A 17,569-nucleotide genomic window follows, 5' to 3' on the forward strand; every position below is an offset into this window, starting at 1 on the left:
AATTAACCCGATTTCGGAAAGGTTTACAGCTCGAGTTACAATGTTGATGAATATCAGACCGAAAATATATGGGGATATGACCTTTTTGTCACGAACAACTATACAAAAAAGATACCAATATACAGCATTTCATGTTGCTTCAAAAGGTACCCTCCTATCTAACTTCATCAAAGTTTGCTTTTCCAACAAAAAAAGACTCTGTCCACAGGACAAAGTCTTTGTCATTATTTCGTTGTACCCTTCAAATGACACTTGAAAAGGTTACTTGAGCTTACAACCCTTAGTTCAATCTTGTTTATTTCATTTCATACGTGATATTCAGGATTGTGCTTACTTTAACCTGGCCTGTTTCAATCTCAGTGCCACCTGCTGTATCTTGTGCTTTGGACATCAACGCCTCGCTTGCATAGAACACAGGCACATTGGCATCACCTTGGCTTACGGAAAGAACAGCACCCAGTTGACGTTTAACTGCTTTTGCAATGGCGCCAGCTTTCACATCTGCATTGGCAACAGCCTTCTCAATCACTTGGGACTCATAACTTTCCGGATTTTCTACAGTAAAGCGCACGTTTTCAATATTGTTGGCACCTGCCCCCGAAGCAGCATCGAGCAACTCGCCGATCTTGTCCATCTCACGATATGTGACAGTCAGCGTATGATGCGCTGTATATCCTTTAATTTGCTGTCCGTCTTTTTCGCTATACGTATAGTTGGGTTGTACAGAGAACTGACTCGTTTGAATGTCGTCTGCACTGATCTTCCACGTGTTCTTCAGCAAATTGGATACTTTTTGAACTTTGGCAGCATTCGCTTTTTGAGCAGATGCAGCTGTCTCTGCAGTACTGTTCACACCAATGGACAGATAAGCGATATCAGGCTTCACCTGAATCTCACCTTTACCCACAACATTAATCACATTCTGTTGTACTCCCTGAACCTCTGCAGCGTAAGCATAGTTGCCTGGCGCAACCCATGCTGTTCCTCCAACAAGCAACGTACTTGCCACCAACACCGCACCAAACGGTTTCATCCATTGTTTACCCATCACGATAGCCTCCTTATGTGTTAACATCTCAAACTTTAATCGATTTGATACCTTAACAGACGGGACAAATTCCATAATGTTGCACTTGACGATAGCATAAACATGAAAAACGCAAAAAAGCCCCTTTCGGGACTTCTTCATTGGATTGATCATATCTTATTGGTTTTCGAGCTCTTCCTTGCTTACCAGACTAACTAAAGCGTTTACAGCCTGTTCGGCATCCGCGCCTTCTGCACTAATCTGGATTTCCGTACCTGTGCTAATTGCAAGGCTCATGATCCCCATGATACTTTTTGCATTAACTTTTTTGTCGTCCTTCTCGACGAACACTTCAGACGAGTACTTATTCGCTTCTTGAACGAACAGTGCCGCAGGTCTGGCATGGAGACCCGTTTTCAAACGGACAACTACCGGGTGCTTTGTCATGGAAACTTACCCCCTTTTATGAAATCTGGACATTAAATACACAATTATATTTATACAACATTATACCATTAACCCGTGCAGGACACTAGAAGAAAAAACTCAGGGTGCTTTGACGGACGTTATCTTGCCCTATTTCATCTTTTGAACAGCACATCCAATGACCTAAGTAAGTCTTCTAGATCCTTAACGATTGACTTTCCCGACCTTTCTGTTCAGCAGAAACAGCCGACCTTGTTACTTTACCCTATGCCAACTTATCCATAACGTTCTGCGCGCACTTTCTCAGCCAACTCATCAATTTTACGAAGCCGATGGTTCACTCCTGACTTGCTGACTGTACCTTTAAGGAGTTCGCCCACTTCCTTCAGATTGATATCTGGATGAGCCAGTCGAACCTCAGCCACCTCGCGAAGTTTCTCAGGCAGCGATTCCAGACCAACTTCCTTTTGTAACAACCGGATATTATCGATTTGTCTTACCGCAGCGCCAATGGTTTTATTCAGGTTGGCAGTCTCACAATTGACAATCCGGTTAACGGAGTTACGCATGTCTCGCATAATTCGCACATCTTCAAACTTGAACAAGGCCTGATGAGCACCAATGATGCTGAGCAGCTCAATGATTTTCTCGCCTTCCTTGATGTATAGGATGAATCCTTTTTTCCGTTCTATACACCGGGCATTCAGATGAAATTCATTGGCCAGGTCAACTAGTGCCTGACAGTGCTCTTCATACATGGACGCAATCTCCAGATGGTACGAGGAACCTTCCGGATTATTAACCGATCCACCGGCCAGAAATGCACCGCGAAGATAGGCCCGTTTACAACAGTTCTGCTGAAATAACTCCGTATTAATCCCTGGCGTAAACAGAAAACCTTCCGATACAATGTGAAGACTATTGAGAATCTCCTGTACCATGGTTGGAATACGAACAATATATACATTGTTCTTTTTCAGCCGCATTTTTTTGCGGACCAGTAATTCCGTATGCACTTGAAAATGCTTTTTAAGCAGAGAGTATGCCCGTCTTGCAATGGCGGCATTCTCCGTCGAAATATCCAAGATCACTTTTTTATTCGATAACTGCACTGCACCAAGCATACGGATGAGGGCTGAAAGTTCCGCCTTTTCGCAGCACGGTTCGCTCTCGATCATGGTTAACTCTTTTTTGGTCTGTGCTGCAAACGACATGGGACTTCACCTCTTCCGTAACATCCAATTTTGTACCAGCTGGTAGATGTGATGACTTAACTTGTCGGCATCATGACGCAGATAAGTCTTGAACAGAACAAGGGTATCTGCAACCACCTGATAGCCGGCGCTTTCGAGTACATTCATATCCAGTACAACCGGTTTTGCTCCTTTTTCCGCATACTTATTCTGCACTTGCAGCGGAATATCACCATTATTTACGATAACATAGTCGAAGAGCTGATGACCTATATGCTCGTGTACCGCCTTAAGGTGGTCACTTACCGTATAGTTATCTGTTTCTCCAGGCTGTGTCATCACATTACAGATAAACATCTTCACCGCATCAGCCTCTACCACAGCTTCTGCAAGCTTAGGTACGAGCAGATTGGGAAGGATGCTTGTATAGAGGCTGCCTGGCCCGATCAGAATGGCGTCAGCTTGACGAATGGCCTCTACTGCCTCTGGCAACGGCTCCACGTGATCCGGTTCAAGGAAAACACGTTTGATGCGTCCACCCGCCTCAGGGATTTTGGACTCACCTGTAATAATTGTCCCATCTTCCATCTCCGCATGCAACACAACGGCCTGCCCGGCTGCTGGCAATACCTCACCTCGAACGGCAAACACGCGGCTAAGCTCCCGCACTGCGGTCACAAAGTCGCCCGAAATATCCGTCATTGCAGCCAAAATCAAATTTCCCAAGCTGTGGCCTGCAAGCCCCGCGCCTGTATTGAAACGGTACTTCAACATATCTGAAAGCAATGGTTCTACATCAGCCAGTGCCGTAAGCACGTTGCGAATGTCGCCCGGAGGCGGCATCTGTAGCTCATTGCGCAGGATGCCTGAACTTCCACCGTCATCTGCAACTGTGACGATGGCCGTGATATCCAGCGGCTTTTCTTTCAAACCGCGTAACATCACGGATAATCCGGTTCCGCCGCCCATTACAACTATTCTCGGACGTTCTCTTCGTGGTCCGGCCTCTTTCATCCCTTCACCCTCTTCAATGACGGTCCCGGTCAGCGTCGCGATGGCTTACGGTGACAGCTTCTGTCTCGCTGCTTCCCAACATCTTGCCCAAATATTCCGATATTGCTACCGAACGATGCTTGCCTCCGGTACAGCCGATTCCTATAATAACCTGGCTTTTGCCTTCCTTCCGGTATTGCGGAATCAGGAAATGCAGCATATCCAGCAGCTTGGTCAGAAACGCCTGTGTCTCTGGCCACTTCATAACATATTCGTACACATCACTATTCTGTCCCGTATTCGGTCGTAAATGATCAATATAATGCGGATTCGGTAAAAAACGTACATCAAACACCAGATCAGCATCAATTGGAATGCCATATTTGAATCCAAACGACGTAATATTCACTGACAGCATTTGGCTTTCCAGATGAGAAAAGCGGGATATGATGCGTTCTTTCAGTTGGGCAGGCTTCATTGTACTTGTATTCAGTACCTGAGTCGCAGAGTTTTTGAGTTCCTCCAACATCTTGCGTTCCAGTCGGATGCCGTCCAGCGGCATGCCCTCAGGAGCCAGAGGATGTCTGCGCCTGCTTTCTTTGTAACGCTGAACAAGGACAGAATCTGTAGCATCCAGGAATAAAATTTCGCAATGAATGGTAAAATGATCTTTAATATAGTTCAAAGACTCGGACAGAGCCGTAAAGAATTCACGCCCGCGCAGATCGATAACCAATGCAACCTTACCAATCTTGCCGTTTGACTGTTCAATTAGTTCCGCAAATTTCGGAATCAATACCGGCGGCAGATTATCCACACAGAAGAAACCCAGATCCTCCAGGCTTTGTACTGCAATGGTTTTACCTGCTCCGGACATGCCCGTAATGATAATGAGCGTGGCGCCTGTGCCTGGTGAGCCTTCACCTTCAAGCATAAATGTCCCCTCCTTATCATATTGCTGTCTTCATATATTGTTACGAGGTCACTAGGAACGCAAGAGAAGACCTGCTGCACCCACAATACCTGCATTATTACCAAGTGTAGCTTCCAGAATCTGAACCCCATCTTGCAACGGTTCTGGCGTCAGCTTAGCAAACACAGTACGGATTTCATCAAACAAGAAATTGCCCGCTTTGGATACGCCGCCACCAATGATGAACATCTCCGGGTTAATGACAGCTGCTACAGTAGCCATGGACTTGCCCAGGTAAAAGGCCGCACGATTCACAATGCGCTGTGCCACTTCATCGCCTGCCTTGGCAGCATCAAATACTTCTTTGGCTGCAATCTTGTCGACGAGTGCCAGTGACGTATGATCACCACGTTCTACTGCATCCTTCGCCATACGGATAATTCCTGTTGCAGAAGATACTGTTTCTACACATCCCATTTTACCACAACCGCACTTGATGGCTTCCAGATCAGGTACAACACTGATGTGACCCAGTTCTCCCGCCATACCGGAGAAACCCTGATAAATGTTACCATTCAAGATCAAGCCACCACCAACACCCGTACCGAGTGTATAACATACGCAGTTGTCTACGCCTTTGCCGGCACCTGCCCATACTTCACCCAGTGCAGCCACGTTTGCATCGTTATCTATTTTGATTGGCTTGCCCAGACGTTCTTCCAGAATCGAACGAATGGCTACATTCCGAAATCCGATGTTAGGGGCATGAACGATAATTCCCTCGCGTACATTCGTGAAACCGGCCACTCCAGCGCCTACACCCTCAAGCTGTTCCCAACTGTAAGGTGATTCGGCTACGATATGTCGGACATACTTCTCGATGTTGGCGATGACCGTGTCTACGCCCTTATCCACTTCAGTCGGTCCTTCATACGTATGCATTAGCTGACCTTGTTCATCGCATATACCGACCTTGATTGCTGTTCCGCCGAGATCGACCCCAACGTAGATTTTCTCAGACATGCTGCAAGCCACCTTTATCTATCTAAAATAGTTTAAGTCCTACGTACCAACTATAATTGAAGGATACGCCTGGGTCAAGACGATAAGACCTTGCATACATCATGTTTCACCAGGGTTGTGAACTACATCACATAGCATTTTTGAATACGTATACAATCTTATTACCTTCATTTATAAACACGCTTTATTCCTTCCTCCATAACAGAGGAAGCCTCAACTCATGATATTGCATCTTCACTCGTTCCATTCATAAAAGATGAACTTCGCCCCCTCATATAGGTGACTCGTCTTATGCACCCCGCCACCTGTCATTCTCATACAGAGAGCTATCGAATGACGGTATTGTCAACAAAAAAGCGCCTTCCACATATAGAAGGCGCCCTTACTTTTATGAAAATCTGAAATTGTAGAAATTGGGCTGACTCAGTTGATTTTTCTACGTTATAACTTCGTTTCCACACGTACCGGCTCTTCTGTCTTCTCCATCTTGTTCACATCCAGAATATCGAGCAGGAAGACAAAGATCGGAATACCAATGATTAGTCCCCAGATCCCCAGGAAGTGTTGCGACAGAATTAGTACGATAAAGGTGTAGAACATTGGCAATTTGGTCTTATGTGCCATCAGTTTTGGATTCAGGAAGTACGTCTCCAAGGCATGAATAACAATAATCATAATGATCACAATAATGCTTAATTTCAGTCCACCCATCTGATACCCAATCAGACAGAGCGGTACAAGTGAGATGATAACCCCCGCAACGGGAACCAGACTGAGCATGAACACCAGAATGGTCAAAGCGAACAGATACGGGAAACCCAGAATCCATAAGCCCAGTATCGTCAGTACCGTATTAAACACCGCAATAAGAAGCTGTGCCTCAATGACTTTACCAAAAGAAGACACGAATTTGTCTCCCAGATAAGCAACTTCATTGTAGAACCATCCAATTTTACTAGTTTTGAACTTGGACGTGAACTTGGATATCTCCTGCTTCTGCAATAAGAAGAACAGACTCAGAATAATGACGAGCAGAATAAACTCCAGCCATTTGCTCAAAGCGAAAATATATTTCAATGCATCATTGGTGTAATTTTTAATATCGAAGGATTGAAGATAACCTGCAATTTTGGATGCAAAATTATCACCGTCTGCACTATCCAGAAATTTCATAATCTCGTTTGTCAACTGAACGACCTGATCCACGATCCGTGGTGAATATCTGGAAATGCCAAGCACAATGACTGCGATCACAATCATATAGAGCAGGATGACCACAACTTTATAATTGATTGGAAACAACCGATTCAAACCACCTGTAATGAAATGCTGTAACCTGTTCATGACATATGTCACCAGGAACAACAGCAGAATCATGTGCAGCATACTCCCCATACTGAACAAAATTAAACAGAACAAGAGCAGGATCAAAAACCGTCTCACTGTCGCATTCTGTAACCAATCTTTTATCATTTCCCCCAAAATCTTCACCTCACAGCTAATATGCCCTATATGTATACGATCTCATGCCCACTGTAGTTTCAAAAAAAGAGAAGCCTTCCGGCTTCTCTCATTTCATGAGACTTCCCGTTGTCTCTTATTCCCAGCATATGCCTAACCTCACGCATGTAATGCTTATTTATCCAACGTTTCGCTCCAATCATGGACAATGCTTCCTTCAAGGAACTTCTCACAATCCATCGCGGCCATACATCCTGACCCTGCAGCCGTAATAGCCTGACGATACTTCGTATCCTGAACATCACCACAGGCGAATACACCCGGAATATTAGTCTCCGTTGTTCCCGGTTTAACGACAACATAGCCATGTTCGTCCAGTGCGATCGCATTACCCAGGAATCCGGTATTCGGTGTGTGACCAATGGCAACGAATACGCCATCTGCTTCAAGCAACTCTTCCTGCCCCGTCTCGTTGTTGCGCACCTTGAGCCCTTTGACACCCAACGCTTCAGGTACGACCTCAAGGGGAGTACGGTTCAGTGCCCACTTCACCTTTTCATTGCTGCGAGCCCGATCCTGCATAATCTTGGATGCACGCAATTCATCCCGACGGTGAACCAATGTCACGTCTGTTGCAAAACGAGTCAGGAAACTCGCTTCCTCCATCGCGGAGTCTCCACCACCAACGACCACGATTTTTTTACCACGGAAGAAGAAGCCATCACATGTCGCGCATGTACTTACACCACGTCCCACATTTTCCTGCTCGCCCGGAATACCGAGATAACGAGCGGAAGCACCTGTGGAGATAATGATCGATTCAGCTTCCAGTTCACCGATTCCTCCAACTTTGACCTTGAAGGGCGGTTTGCTGAAATCAACCTCTTCCACCCAACCGTTTTTGAATTCCGCTCCAAAACGTTCAGCTTGCTTACGCATGTTGTCCATCAGTTCCGGACCCATAATACCTTGTGGGAAACCGGGGAAATTCTCAACTTCCGTTGTCGTCGTCAATTGACCACCCGGCTGAAGACCTTCGATAACCAGCGGTTTCAGATTAGCACGGGCCAGATATATCGCTGCTGTCAGACCCGCAGGTCCCGTTCCGATCACAATCGTTCTGTATTTAGACATATAGATACAGCCTCCTTAATTAAGGTGAGAATGTGTTGTACTAGCGATGAACTTGCCAAGATGATATCCTACAGGCGTTTACGAGGCCCATTCGTTAAGTTTACCCGTTTTCCCGGTTGTTGTATCCTTCACCTGATGATGTCTTTCTGAAAACGAGTTGAAGCGAACTTTCTATACAAGTGGTGGCTTGCTGTTACAAACCGAATGAATCTGTTTAGCATACTTGCTAACCGTTGATGCCGATATCCCATAGCGCTCAGCAATGCTTTGATAGGTAACGGGCCGACTGTGATTCTTCGCTGCCAAATATTCAAGTCCCGCAGCCCAACCCTCAATCTGCTTCGTACCTGGAACCTCCGGATGTACCCGGGATACATAATCCGTCCAGAGCCGTTCCATCTCTTGCTGCAACTCAGCCTTTGCTTCAGACATCTGTAACGCACGATCAACAACAGCCTGCCAATGGGAGGTTGAACCAGTGTCCGATTGCTCTGATGTGGATGGAACCTTCCCAATAGACTTCAAGGCTACAGGAGAAAAGGGTCGAACCACCTGAGAATTCCGATCCTCATGTTCAGCCGATTTCAATCCGTTCAGTACAGCTTGTGCTGCCTCAAGCAGATCCTGTTCTTCTCCAGTCTCTTCAATAAAGGATTGCAGAGCCTGCTGCACCTCATAGTCACCGATCATCCCAAGCGCATGAATAACCTGTAGCTTGGTTGCCCGATCACCATGACGCAATGCCCAGAAGAAAGATGAGCGAATCAGTGGATCATTTTTCATTTCTTCAGGTATACCACTACCATAGTTCTCCCACTGTCTGAATTGTTCATCAAATGGCAGATGATAGTGATAACTCAGCTTCTCTGGCTCTTGCTCGCCTTGTTTTACAGCCTCAAGACCTGACAGATAATACCGGGACACTTCGGAACCCGGATCAAGTTTGGACACATGATGCCATAAACGCTCAGCAGCAGCATAACGTTCTGTATTATAAGCCGCCACGGCTGCATAATGAGCAAGTGCCGGATCAGCAGCTGTCTCTTCGTCCTTGAGCAAACGCCGGAAGTGAACATAAGCCGTATCGTGTTGGCCCAGAATTCCCATCGTTGTCGCCAGTTTGTAGACTTGTTCGTGCTGGAACGGCACGATGACCCGCAATTTTTTGATCAGAAGCAGCACTTGATCAGCCCGGTTCTCATTTTGATGGAAAATGGCCAGATTACAGAGTGCATGCAGATTACCTGGTTCCTGTTCTAGCACTTCGGCAATGGTCTCTTTTGCTTTGGGAAACAGACCCATATAATAGTAGGCGAGTGCCAGATTGTTACGGGCAGCCAAGTAATCAGGATAATCAGAAGACATGCCTTCGAGCAATTCAGCAGCCTGTGCAAATTTCCCTTCTTCCAGCAGTTCCCGTGCCTGATCGTGCTCCACTACACCTTTGCGTGATTTGATTCGATTCAGTTTGGTCGGACGATCCAACTCATAGTACAGAAGTTCCATCATCTCTTCGGCTTCCGTCATGAACTGACCTTGGGTGTCCTCCTCCAGATAGGTAACAAGTGCTTGCTCGGCTTCCTCAAACCGATCCATATTTGCATAATTGTTCGCCATATAGAAATAACATTCCGTCATCGACGGATCTACCACTTCCAGCACGTTAGCCAGAATGGCATTGGAGGCTTCGTAATCCCCCTTCTCCGATAATATACCCGCCATATTACAATGATTTACCGGATTTTCCGGTTCGTATTCAACAGCTTTGCGAAAATATTTTAATGCCTTGTCGACATGATTTCGGTCCAGCGAGCGGACAGCTCTTTCAAAGAAGAAAGAAGCATCCAAGTGAATCGGTATAATATTGGCAAGGTGTCCCTCAGCCCGCACTAGCTTGCCCTTCATCTTCCAAGGCACCTCCTCTTTGCATTTCATTCATACTCTTCAGTATACCACATCTTAAGGCCCACTTCTCAATATGTAGTTTCATGTCGTTTATGAAAAAAATGCAAAAGAAGGTGATATTCCATTTTGCGGAAACCCATCACCTTGGAGCGTTGTTTATTCAGTTGTTTATTCAAAGGAAACCCATCTTTTCCTAGAGACTCCTGCACTCGCTTGCCAAGGATCTACTTGCAGTATTACATTAGTCCATTCTTATCACTTACGGGACGTCTAACTGGATTCGGTCCGGTTATGATGAGATGAGTGTAGTCTATGGTATTATTATACTTATCGTCCTTTTTAGTGGTTTATATCCACCAAAAACCAAAAAAAACGTATATTAGCTCTGTCCGTCAGCCTCTTTTTCGCGTATGTAATTAAAAATAAAGACACATCATTATTATTATAAGGAGATGTTATATTGACGATCTCGAAGATAAAACCAATTGTATTCATCTTATTCTGCTTGTTTGCTTGCAGTCATTCGTCATTCGTGAAAAAAAGAAGACCGATTCCATAGGCTCGGTCTTCTAATGTTATGGCTTTAAAGATCCAACAGATTTAAAGCTTTAACCCCATCGAAGGAGAAAGTGAAATTTGAATAGTTTTATCAAAAGGCGTCATGAAATTGACCAGCACAACCTTACACTTGTCCGGCAGTTTTGCCTCACGTACCGTTGCCGCCAGATGCCCCAGCTCGCCCCCGGTAATCTCCAGCCAGTCTTCTCCGCAGGTATAGCGTAATGTACCGCCTTTCCACAAATAATGACCCTCACTCGTTTCAATTGCGTCCTCACAGGTCAGTTCACCTTCGCTTCCGAATACAAAGGACAACTGCATCATAATGTCTTCCGGTTCCTGTCCAGATAGATGCATGGTCCATCCGTTTTCCGTTGGCTGTAATTCTGCTCCTACACGGAAGGTCTGCTCATGAGTAAGCTGACGACTCTGATGAGGCAACAAGTACCATGGACTGATGGCTGATGCAGCCGATTCTGGCAGCAGGTTCGCAGGGATTGGGCCGTAGTAACCTTTTTTCTGCTCACCAGTTAGTCGATACCCTTCGGACAGCCTCGTCATTTGCTGCATAGGTACATACCCTGGATTAAAGTAAGAAGCCAGTTGCACTGCCAGCAGGCGCACCTTGCCATGACGAAGAGCGAAGAAAGAAGGAACTTCTGTCATCACAGTCACACTAGTAGCGCCATCCCGAATTCGGGCTACCGGAGCACCAAAGTCCGTATGCATCCGACTGTGCGAGATATGTCCGTGATGCCCTACTGAGTCCATCTGTTTCAAATATTCGCCCCGTACAAAATGTTCATTCAGCATGACCTCATACTGTTCCGGTAATGCATCACGTGTATCATTCGTCTGCTGAAGCTCCGGCTCAAGCATTAATCGAATGAGTGTATTCACCGAACATACTCCCGGATCGGTCAATGTGTCTCCAGCCCAGGCTGCCATACCTGCAAAGAGTGGGTCACCGTCCAGCCGAGCCAAAATGGCATAAGGCAGATAGTAAGGTGACAGATCATGAACACTGCCCAGATCCTGTCGCCCTGAATAATCCGTAACAATTTCACCCGTTGGATGGACCAGATACACCATCATGCGGAGATTAATCCTCACTGGTTCCAGCAGTTCAGGACGATTGAGCAGGCGCGCAGCATGAATTAACATAATGTCGCTAACTGCGCTGTATATCCCATTGCTCCGTTCGGTCCACTCCCCATCGGGTGTAATATCCATGCCTTCATCCATCCACTGCTCTGCGCGCTGCACAGCTTCCTCCACACCAAAAATTTCATGCAAGAAACCGAGCGCCGCGCATAGCACCCAGCGATGATTCGGCGTATGACAGCCTCCTGTAAGCATGGTTGGGATTGTCCGTTCCAGAAATAGCCTCATATTGTTCAATACAGGTTGCAGTGGCTCCCATTGTTGCTGTAGAAGAAGCTGATACAACTGTGAGTACCCCACAACTACAAATGCGGTATCGGGAGGGGAATGGTAATTAGTCCAGCCTGGCGATATTGAACCATCTTCATGCTGGAAGCGAAGTACATATTCCGTAGCTAACAGCAGTCGATTTAACAACGCTTCGTCCCGGTAATAGATAGAGTCCGGATTGGAAAGCGCTGCTCCCCAGTAACACATATCCGTGGGCGTTCCAGTCGTATGGTTGACCCAGGCAACACCTGTATAGGGATCGATAGTCCCTCCATAGTAACGGCTTTCCGGGTCAAGCATCTGCCGGGATATGCCTCTTTCTACCGCTCTGTCATTACTCTCCACCAATTGTTTATACATGTGCAGTCCCTCCATACCAATGCATTCTCCCGATGTGAGGAGTATGTTGCTCCAGCGCCTTCAATTCAGAACGGAGGCATAAGCATACCGCCGTAAGTGAGTTCATTTTTTCTCGTCAGTATATACCATATAACAACAAAAGTCGCTAGAAAATACGTGCTTGTATAACTACATATTTAGGGTCTTCGTCACTGAGAAAACAGTCATTAAACACATACTGTGAACATGCAAACTGTTTCCCACATCACCGCGCCTACTCTGTCACTCCAAGCTTTTTCATAAGCAAGTCATGACTCTCATGGATCTCTTCTGCCTTACAGGCAGACTTCAACTCATACACCTTCACCTGTGCGTTGCGAATCATCGGCAGATAGGCATCATAGAAGTTCATATCCTTACTGTGTACATACGGGCACCAGTGATCAGAGAGACCAAGTGTCTCATGGATATGGACACCTACGATATCATCCATCAAGCCTTGCATTTCTCCCACACTGTCATAAAGGCCCATTCGGTCCATCATGATGGCATGACCGGTATCGTACCAGATACCAACCGGAGCCCCTTTGAGGGCCGTGATGATGGTCTTGGCTTCGGCAAGGGTAGGAATCTGTTGTGGTCGCGATCTCGTCTCGATGCCAAAACGAACATTTAGACCTTTAGCAGCCGCCCGATTGCATACCTCATCCAGACTGGCGATAATTTTCTCCACATACCCTGAACTGAGGGCTTCCCGCCGCTCCATCAATTCAGCCCATTTGCTGCGATACTTCGGTGAGTCCGGACCTTCCTCGTTATAGATCCTTCCAAGGTCTTTGCTGATATCCTCAGGAAAAGGTACCTCTCCCGGGTGTACAACAACAGCTTCTCCCCCATAACGTTGGGCATATTCAGCCGACTCTACCAGCAATTCGATCGCCCGCTTACGTTTCACTTCATCTTCGAAGCCGAGCAAGATGGAATCTGTACCGTAGTCTGGATCAGGATCATGTGGAAAAGTGTTGTGGACACTAGAAATTCCGATCTCTCCACGCTCAATCATGGGCTCAATCGTCGTGAGCATCTCCTTCGTCACATTATAATTGAGCTCCACCCGACGAAAGCCGAGATCCGCAATCTCCCGAATCATATCTTCCCCGACATCATGTTTTCGGATATTCCAGCATGTGGAGAACGAATAAATACCCTTATCTATGTGCTGCATCTGTTTTCCTTCTCCTTCCCAATAGCTGGTACTTGCCTGGTAGTTTATATCAACCTTTTACCGCACCAAGCATGGCACCGCTGACAAAATACTTTTGCAGCCACGGATAAACAAGCAGAATGGGTACCGTTGCAAATACAACTGTAGCTGCCTTGAGACTTTCCGGAGTCAGTGGTGTGCGGTTAGCACCTTCCATCAATGTAAGCTCACTCACCATGTTGTTTTGAACCATTTGGAAGAGCTTCAGTTGTAGTGGATACAACTTGGGATCATTAATATACAACAGTGAGTCCTGGAATCCATTCCAGCGACCGACCGCATAGAATAGCGCTAATGTGGCAAGTACAGGCATGGATAATGGCAGTATGATTTTAAATAGCGTGTGTACATGTGAGCTACCGTCAATTTCTGCTGATTCTTCCAGACTTTCAGGAATGCCTCTGAAAAATGAGATCAGGATAATCAGGTTAAATGGACTTACCAGTCCGGGTAAGATCAGCGCCCAAACAGAATTCAGCATATTGAGATCACGAATGAGCAAATACTCGGGAATCATCCCGCCACTGAAGAACATCGTAATGATGATGACATACATGAAGAGCTTGCGCCCTTTCAATTTTTTCTTGGTTAACGGGTATGCAGCAGCAAGTGTGAATAACATGCACAACACTGTGGTTACCACTGTCAGAATAGTCGTAAAGCCCAGTGAATATAGCATGGATTGATCAGAGAATACTTGAATATACGAATCCCAGTTAAATTCTTTAGGAAAAATAGTCACTTCTCCCGAAGTAATAGCCCGGTTAGAACTTAGAGATATCGCAATGGTGTGCAAAAATGGAGCCAGACAAAATATAACAAACAAACTGATAAAGGAGATATTAACGATATCAAAAATCCGATTTGAGGTGCGTTCACTCATATGCGCACAGCTCCTTTACTGATGGTCTATACATACAAGCCGATTGGCGTATCTTTCATGCCTTTGATAACTTATAAAATGCCTTCGCCGGTTGCCTTTTTTGAAATATAGTTAGAACCAAGTACAAATATGAGTCCCACCACTGCCTGGAACAGTCCGACGACAGTTGCCAGCGTGTATTGTCCTGATTCAAGGCCGACCCTGTATACAAATGTACTAAGTACATCTGAATATTCACGTACGGCTGTGTTACCGATAATATAAGGTCGATCAAAACCAATGCTGACCATATGTCCGAGATTAAGAATGAGCAAGGTCACAATGGTTGGTTTAATACTTGGCAACGTAATATGCCAGATTCTTTTCAGTCTTGAAGCTCCGTCAATCTCGGCGGCCTCAAACAATTCCTTGTTCACACCGGTTAATGCAGCCAAATAAAGAATGGTACCCCATCCTGCACTCTGCCAGACACCTGTGAACAGGTACGTCACAAGCCATGGGTTTTTCTCTGTCAAAAATGGTATTGAATTTAAGCCCATACTTTCCAACACACCGTTAACCATACCGGATTGATTGCCGAACAATTGGTATACAATTCCCCCGATGATAACCCAGGAGATAAAGTGAGGAATGTACAGAATCGTTTGCGATATTTTTTTAAACCATTTAAATCGAACTTCATAGAGCATGATGGCCAATAAAATTGGAGCAGGGAACGAAACAAGCAGGTCGAGGAAATTTAGCATGAAGGTATTTCGTAATGTGGTGTAGAAGTCCCGCATTCCAAATACTTCACGGAAAGCATCGAAACCGATCCACTCACTCCCGTTGATGCCCTGAAACAAGTTGAAATCCTTAAAAGCGATCTGAACCCCGTACATTGGGCCGTAACGAAAGATCAAGAAGTAGATCAGAGGCAGTGAGATGAGCGCATATAATTGCCAATACCTTTTCAAGTATGTGATGGTCAAGTCGGTTTCCTCCTATCAACAGAGAAACGGCTGTGCCGCCCATACTGGCGGCACACGTTCCTTCCAAAGTTATGCGGTAAATTACATATTGATTTAGTAATCACAAGATGAACCTGCTTATTTAATAACGTTTACTGAAGTGCTGCTTCAAGCTCTTTCTTCAGTTCTGTGCCACCCAGTGACATGAAATCATTCATTTCTTTTTCATATACCGCTTCGAAGTCTGCCGGTTTAGCCATCGCAGTTTTCACAATAAGCACTTTCAACTTATCATTTAGCGCTGTACCATATTTAGATTCTGCTTCAATTGGTTTGCTGAAGATAACCGGGCCGATCGTATCCGTATTAGCGATATCAATGGACTGCCTCATCAGCTCCTGGTTACGTTCTGGGAAGCCTGCAATCCATGCGGCTTCATTGGCTGCCTGATCTCCAACAACTTTACCGTTGGCAATAATGGCCATGTCACCACCGTTGTAGATACGATCTTTGACATCCTGTGGTGCATCATCTTTAACAACTGGAACACCATCAACCATATCGTAATTTTCACCTTCGACACCGGTGTTCATCTCTAGCAAGTTCGTTCCAGAAGCCATCCAGTCTAGGTATTTCACTGCTTCAACCGAACGTTTGCTGCTTTTTGGAATCATGATGTACATACCGTTGCTACCATAGCGTGATTTGATGTGTTTATTGTCCACATTCGAGTTGGTGTAAGCGTCAACTGCTACAACTTTGCTATCCGGTACATTTTTGTACAAATTATCAAGCATACCATCTGCATACAGAATCTGACCTACGTCCTCAGACATGTAGCCGATATTACCGTTCTGGAAGTCTTTGACCAATTGCGTTTTTTCTTCATCAAGACTGAAGTCCTTGCTGATCAGACCTTCATTGTAAAGCTTGTTAAGGAACTGCATCGCATCTTTGAAGCCATCATGCAATGGTAGCTCGTAACGCTGACTGTAAGTAAGTCCATCTTGTACGGGTTTAATAAATGAGTAAATCAATGTCTCGTACTGGGCTGGGGCAAGTGCCATACCCATTGGGATGTTTTTGCTGCCCAGATTACCCGGATCTTTCTCTTTAAATGCTTTCAGAGTTTCGTAAAGCTCATCCGTTGTCGTTGGAGCCTTCATTCCAACTTTGTCGAGCCAATCCTGGCGGATATAAGAATTGTAGCGGGAAGTAATGGCACGTTTACCCGGAATAGCGAATTGCTGACCTTCAAGCTGACCAAATTTCAACAGGTCTTCGCCGAGATATTCTTTTAAGTTAGGTGCATGTTCATTAAGAAGTTCACCTACTTCAGTTAGACCACCTTGCTGAGCATAACGGTAGAACACACTGGAGTCGTATACAAACACAATATCTGGAACGTCGCTGGGGCTGGCCATTAACACGTTGAGCTTGGTTGTTTCTTCTGAACGTTGAACAGGTACGAATTGCACATCAATGTTATTCGGATCGCCGAATTTCTCTTGAACAAATTTAGTTAAGTAGTTGTTAGTGATCGTATGTGGAGAAGGACTGTTACCACGATCGAAAACCTCCACTTTCAAAGTAACACGCTCACCATTCGTTGTTGCCCCGCCTTCTGCTGATTCTTTTTCTGATGCAGACGAGCACCCCGCAAGTAAGGACACTCCCATTACCATCGTAAGTGCCAGACCCATCCATTTCTTCTTACTCCCCTTGGTTGCTTTTCCAATCATTTTGTCATCCCCTTTTACTTTGCGTGAATGTTTAAGGCTTGCTCCGAGTATTCCACATCTTCCCGAACTCTAGCAATAAACCAGTTTCGGAAGCGCTTACAAACGGAATTTAGTTTATGTGATAAGCCCATTTTCGCAGACTGATTATTTTCCCAAAGCTGCACTGCACTAGGCTAAGATGACTCTCAACGCCTCGCGACTCGGAACTGCCTGTCCCCATTCGGATAAACCATTTTCACACACAGCCTATATTCGTAAACGGGAAAAAACAGGAATATACGCTTGTTATCCTGCAAAAACAGTTGCATACAATCTCGGGCAGCA

At 45.5% G+C, this 17,569-nt stretch carries 14 protein-coding genes; all 14 read right to left on the minus strand.

The features are described 5' to 3' along the window. Positions 1–295 precede the first annotated feature (295 nt). The 14 genes from J2X75_RS26875 to J2X75_RS26940 all read right to left on the minus strand — a co-directional run bounded on the left by J2X75_RS26875 (position 296) and on the right by J2X75_RS26940 (position 17,245). A complete protein-coding gene (locus J2X75_RS26875) occupies positions 296–1,048 on the minus strand; it encodes an SIMPL domain-containing protein (protein ID WP_074092967.1) in 753 nt (250 codons plus the stop codon). 156 nt (positions 1,049–1,204) lie between these two features. Beyond that, positions 1,205–1,474 carry an HPr family phosphocarrier protein gene (locus J2X75_RS26880; RefSeq protein ID WP_017691248.1) on the minus strand — a complete coding sequence of 90 codons (270 nt, stop codon included), beginning with the start codon at positions 1,472–1,474 and terminating at the stop codon, positions 1,205–1,207. Between the two features lie 254 nt (positions 1,475–1,728). Beyond that, the gene (whiA, locus tag J2X75_RS26885) at positions 1,729–2,667 is read right to left on the minus strand and encodes a DNA-binding protein WhiA (protein ID WP_076216883.1); all 939 of its coding nucleotides are present in this window, start codon (positions 2,665–2,667) and stop codon (positions 1,729–1,731) included. A 6-nt stretch (positions 2,668–2,673) separates the two neighbouring features. Continuing rightward, positions 2,674–3,660 (minus strand): gluconeogenesis factor YvcK family protein, encoded by a 987-nt coding sequence (locus J2X75_RS26890; RefSeq protein ID WP_017691250.1) that lies wholly within the window; start codon positions 3,658–3,660, stop codon positions 2,674–2,676. A 13-nt stretch (positions 3,661–3,673) separates the two neighbouring features. Next, positions 3,674–4,573 carry an RNase adapter RapZ gene (rapZ, locus tag J2X75_RS26895; RefSeq protein ID WP_017691251.1) on the minus strand — a complete coding sequence of 300 codons (900 nt, stop codon included), beginning with the start codon at positions 4,571–4,573 and terminating at the stop codon, positions 3,674–3,676. A gap of 51 nt (positions 4,574–4,624) precedes the next feature. Beyond that, positions 4,625–5,575, minus strand: a complete 951-nt coding sequence (locus J2X75_RS26900; protein ID WP_017691252.1) for an ROK family glucokinase — start codon at positions 5,573–5,575, stop codon at positions 4,625–4,627. A gap of 441 nt (positions 5,576–6,016) precedes the next feature. After that, complete coding sequence (locus J2X75_RS26905; RefSeq protein WP_036616412.1) at positions 6,017–7,048, minus strand: AI-2E family transporter; 1,032 nt, start codon at positions 7,046–7,048, stop codon at positions 6,017–6,019. Positions 7,049–7,210: 162 nt separating this feature from the next. Continuing rightward, positions 7,211–8,170, minus strand: a complete 960-nt coding sequence (gene trxB / locus J2X75_RS26910; protein ID WP_036674745.1) for a thioredoxin-disulfide reductase — start codon at positions 8,168–8,170, stop codon at positions 7,211–7,213. Positions 8,171–8,341: 171 nt separating this feature from the next. Then, on the minus strand, positions 8,342–10,075 hold the full coding sequence (locus J2X75_RS26915) for a tetratricopeptide repeat protein (RefSeq protein WP_310342119.1): 1,734 nt from the start codon (positions 10,073–10,075) through the stop codon (positions 8,342–8,344). Between the two features lie 600 nt (positions 10,076–10,675). Next, the gene (locus tag J2X75_RS26920) at positions 10,676–12,427 is read right to left on the minus strand and encodes a hypothetical protein (protein WP_310342122.1); all 1,752 of its coding nucleotides are present in this window, start codon (positions 12,425–12,427) and stop codon (positions 10,676–10,678) included. A gap of 253 nt (positions 12,428–12,680) precedes the next feature. Beyond that, complete coding sequence (locus tag J2X75_RS26925; protein WP_310342124.1) at positions 12,681–13,631, minus strand: sugar phosphate isomerase/epimerase family protein; 951 nt, start codon at positions 13,629–13,631, stop codon at positions 12,681–12,683. A 49-nt stretch (positions 13,632–13,680) separates the two neighbouring features. Then, positions 13,681–14,553: a carbohydrate ABC transporter permease gene (locus tag J2X75_RS26930; RefSeq protein ID WP_307540761.1), complete on the minus strand. Its 873-nt coding sequence runs from the start codon at positions 14,551–14,553 to the stop codon at positions 13,681–13,683. Between the two features lie 71 nt (positions 14,554–14,624). Next, positions 14,625–15,524 carry an ABC transporter permease gene (locus tag J2X75_RS26935; protein ID WP_124118325.1) on the minus strand — a complete coding sequence of 300 codons (900 nt, stop codon included), beginning with the start codon at positions 15,522–15,524 and terminating at the stop codon, positions 14,625–14,627. Positions 15,525–15,655: 131 nt separating this feature from the next. Continuing rightward, positions 15,656–17,245: an extracellular solute-binding protein gene (locus J2X75_RS26940; RefSeq protein ID WP_150364654.1), complete on the minus strand. Its 1,590-nt coding sequence runs from the start codon at positions 17,243–17,245 to the stop codon at positions 15,656–15,658. Positions 17,246–17,569 lie beyond the last annotated feature (324 nt).

This window comes from Paenibacillus sp. 2003, from assembly GCF_031455635.1.
In the GTDB taxonomy this organism is placed as follows: domain Bacteria; phylum Bacillota; class Bacilli; order Paenibacillales; family Paenibacillaceae; genus Paenibacillus; species Paenibacillus amylolyticus_B.

Bases quoted from the DNA above. Each gene is read 5' to 3' on its own strand.
- J2X75_RS26890 (WP_017691250.1), bottom strand. From the start codon at position 3,660: ATGAAAGAGGCCGGACCACGAAGAGAACGTCCGAGAATAGTTGTAATG.
- trxB (WP_036674745.1), bottom strand. From the start codon at position 8,170: ATGTCTAAATACAGAACGATTGTGATCGGAACGGGACCTGCGGGTCTG.
- J2X75_RS26930 (WP_307540761.1), bottom strand. From the start codon at position 14,553: ATGAGTGAACGCACCTCAAATCGGATTTTTGATATCGTTAATATCTCC.
- rapZ (WP_017691251.1), bottom strand. From the start codon at position 4,573: ATGCTTGAAGGTGAAGGCTCACCAGGCACAGGCGCCACGCTCATTATC.
- J2X75_RS26925 (WP_310342124.1), bottom strand. From the start codon at position 13,631: ATGCAGCACATAGATAAGGGTATTTATTCGTTCTCCACATGCTGGAAT.
- J2X75_RS26880 (WP_017691248.1), bottom strand. From the start codon at position 1,474: ATGACAAAGCACCCGGTAGTTGTCCGTTTGAAAACGGGTCTCCATGCC.
- J2X75_RS26940 (WP_150364654.1), bottom strand. From the start codon at position 17,245: ATGATTGGAAAAGCAACCAAGGGGAGTAAGAAGAAATGGATGGGTCTG.
- J2X75_RS26875 (WP_074092967.1), bottom strand. From the start codon at position 1,048: ATGGGTAAACAATGGATGAAACCGTTTGGTGCGGTGTTGGTGGCAAGT.
- J2X75_RS26915 (WP_310342119.1), bottom strand. From the start codon at position 10,075: ATGAAGGGCAAGCTAGTGCGGGCTGAGGGACACCTTGCCAATATTATA.
- J2X75_RS26920 (WP_310342122.1), bottom strand. From the start codon at position 12,427: ATGTATAAACAATTGGTGGAGAGTAATGACAGAGCGGTAGAAAGAGGC.
- J2X75_RS26900 (WP_017691252.1), bottom strand. From the start codon at position 5,575: ATGTCTGAGAAAATCTACGTTGGGGTCGATCTCGGCGGAACAGCAATC.
- J2X75_RS26905 (WP_036616412.1), bottom strand. From the start codon at position 7,048: ATGATAAAAGATTGGTTACAGAATGCGACAGTGAGACGGTTTTTGATC.
- whiA (WP_076216883.1), bottom strand. From the start codon at position 2,667: ATGTCGTTTGCAGCACAGACCAAAAAAGAGTTAACCATGATCGAGAGC.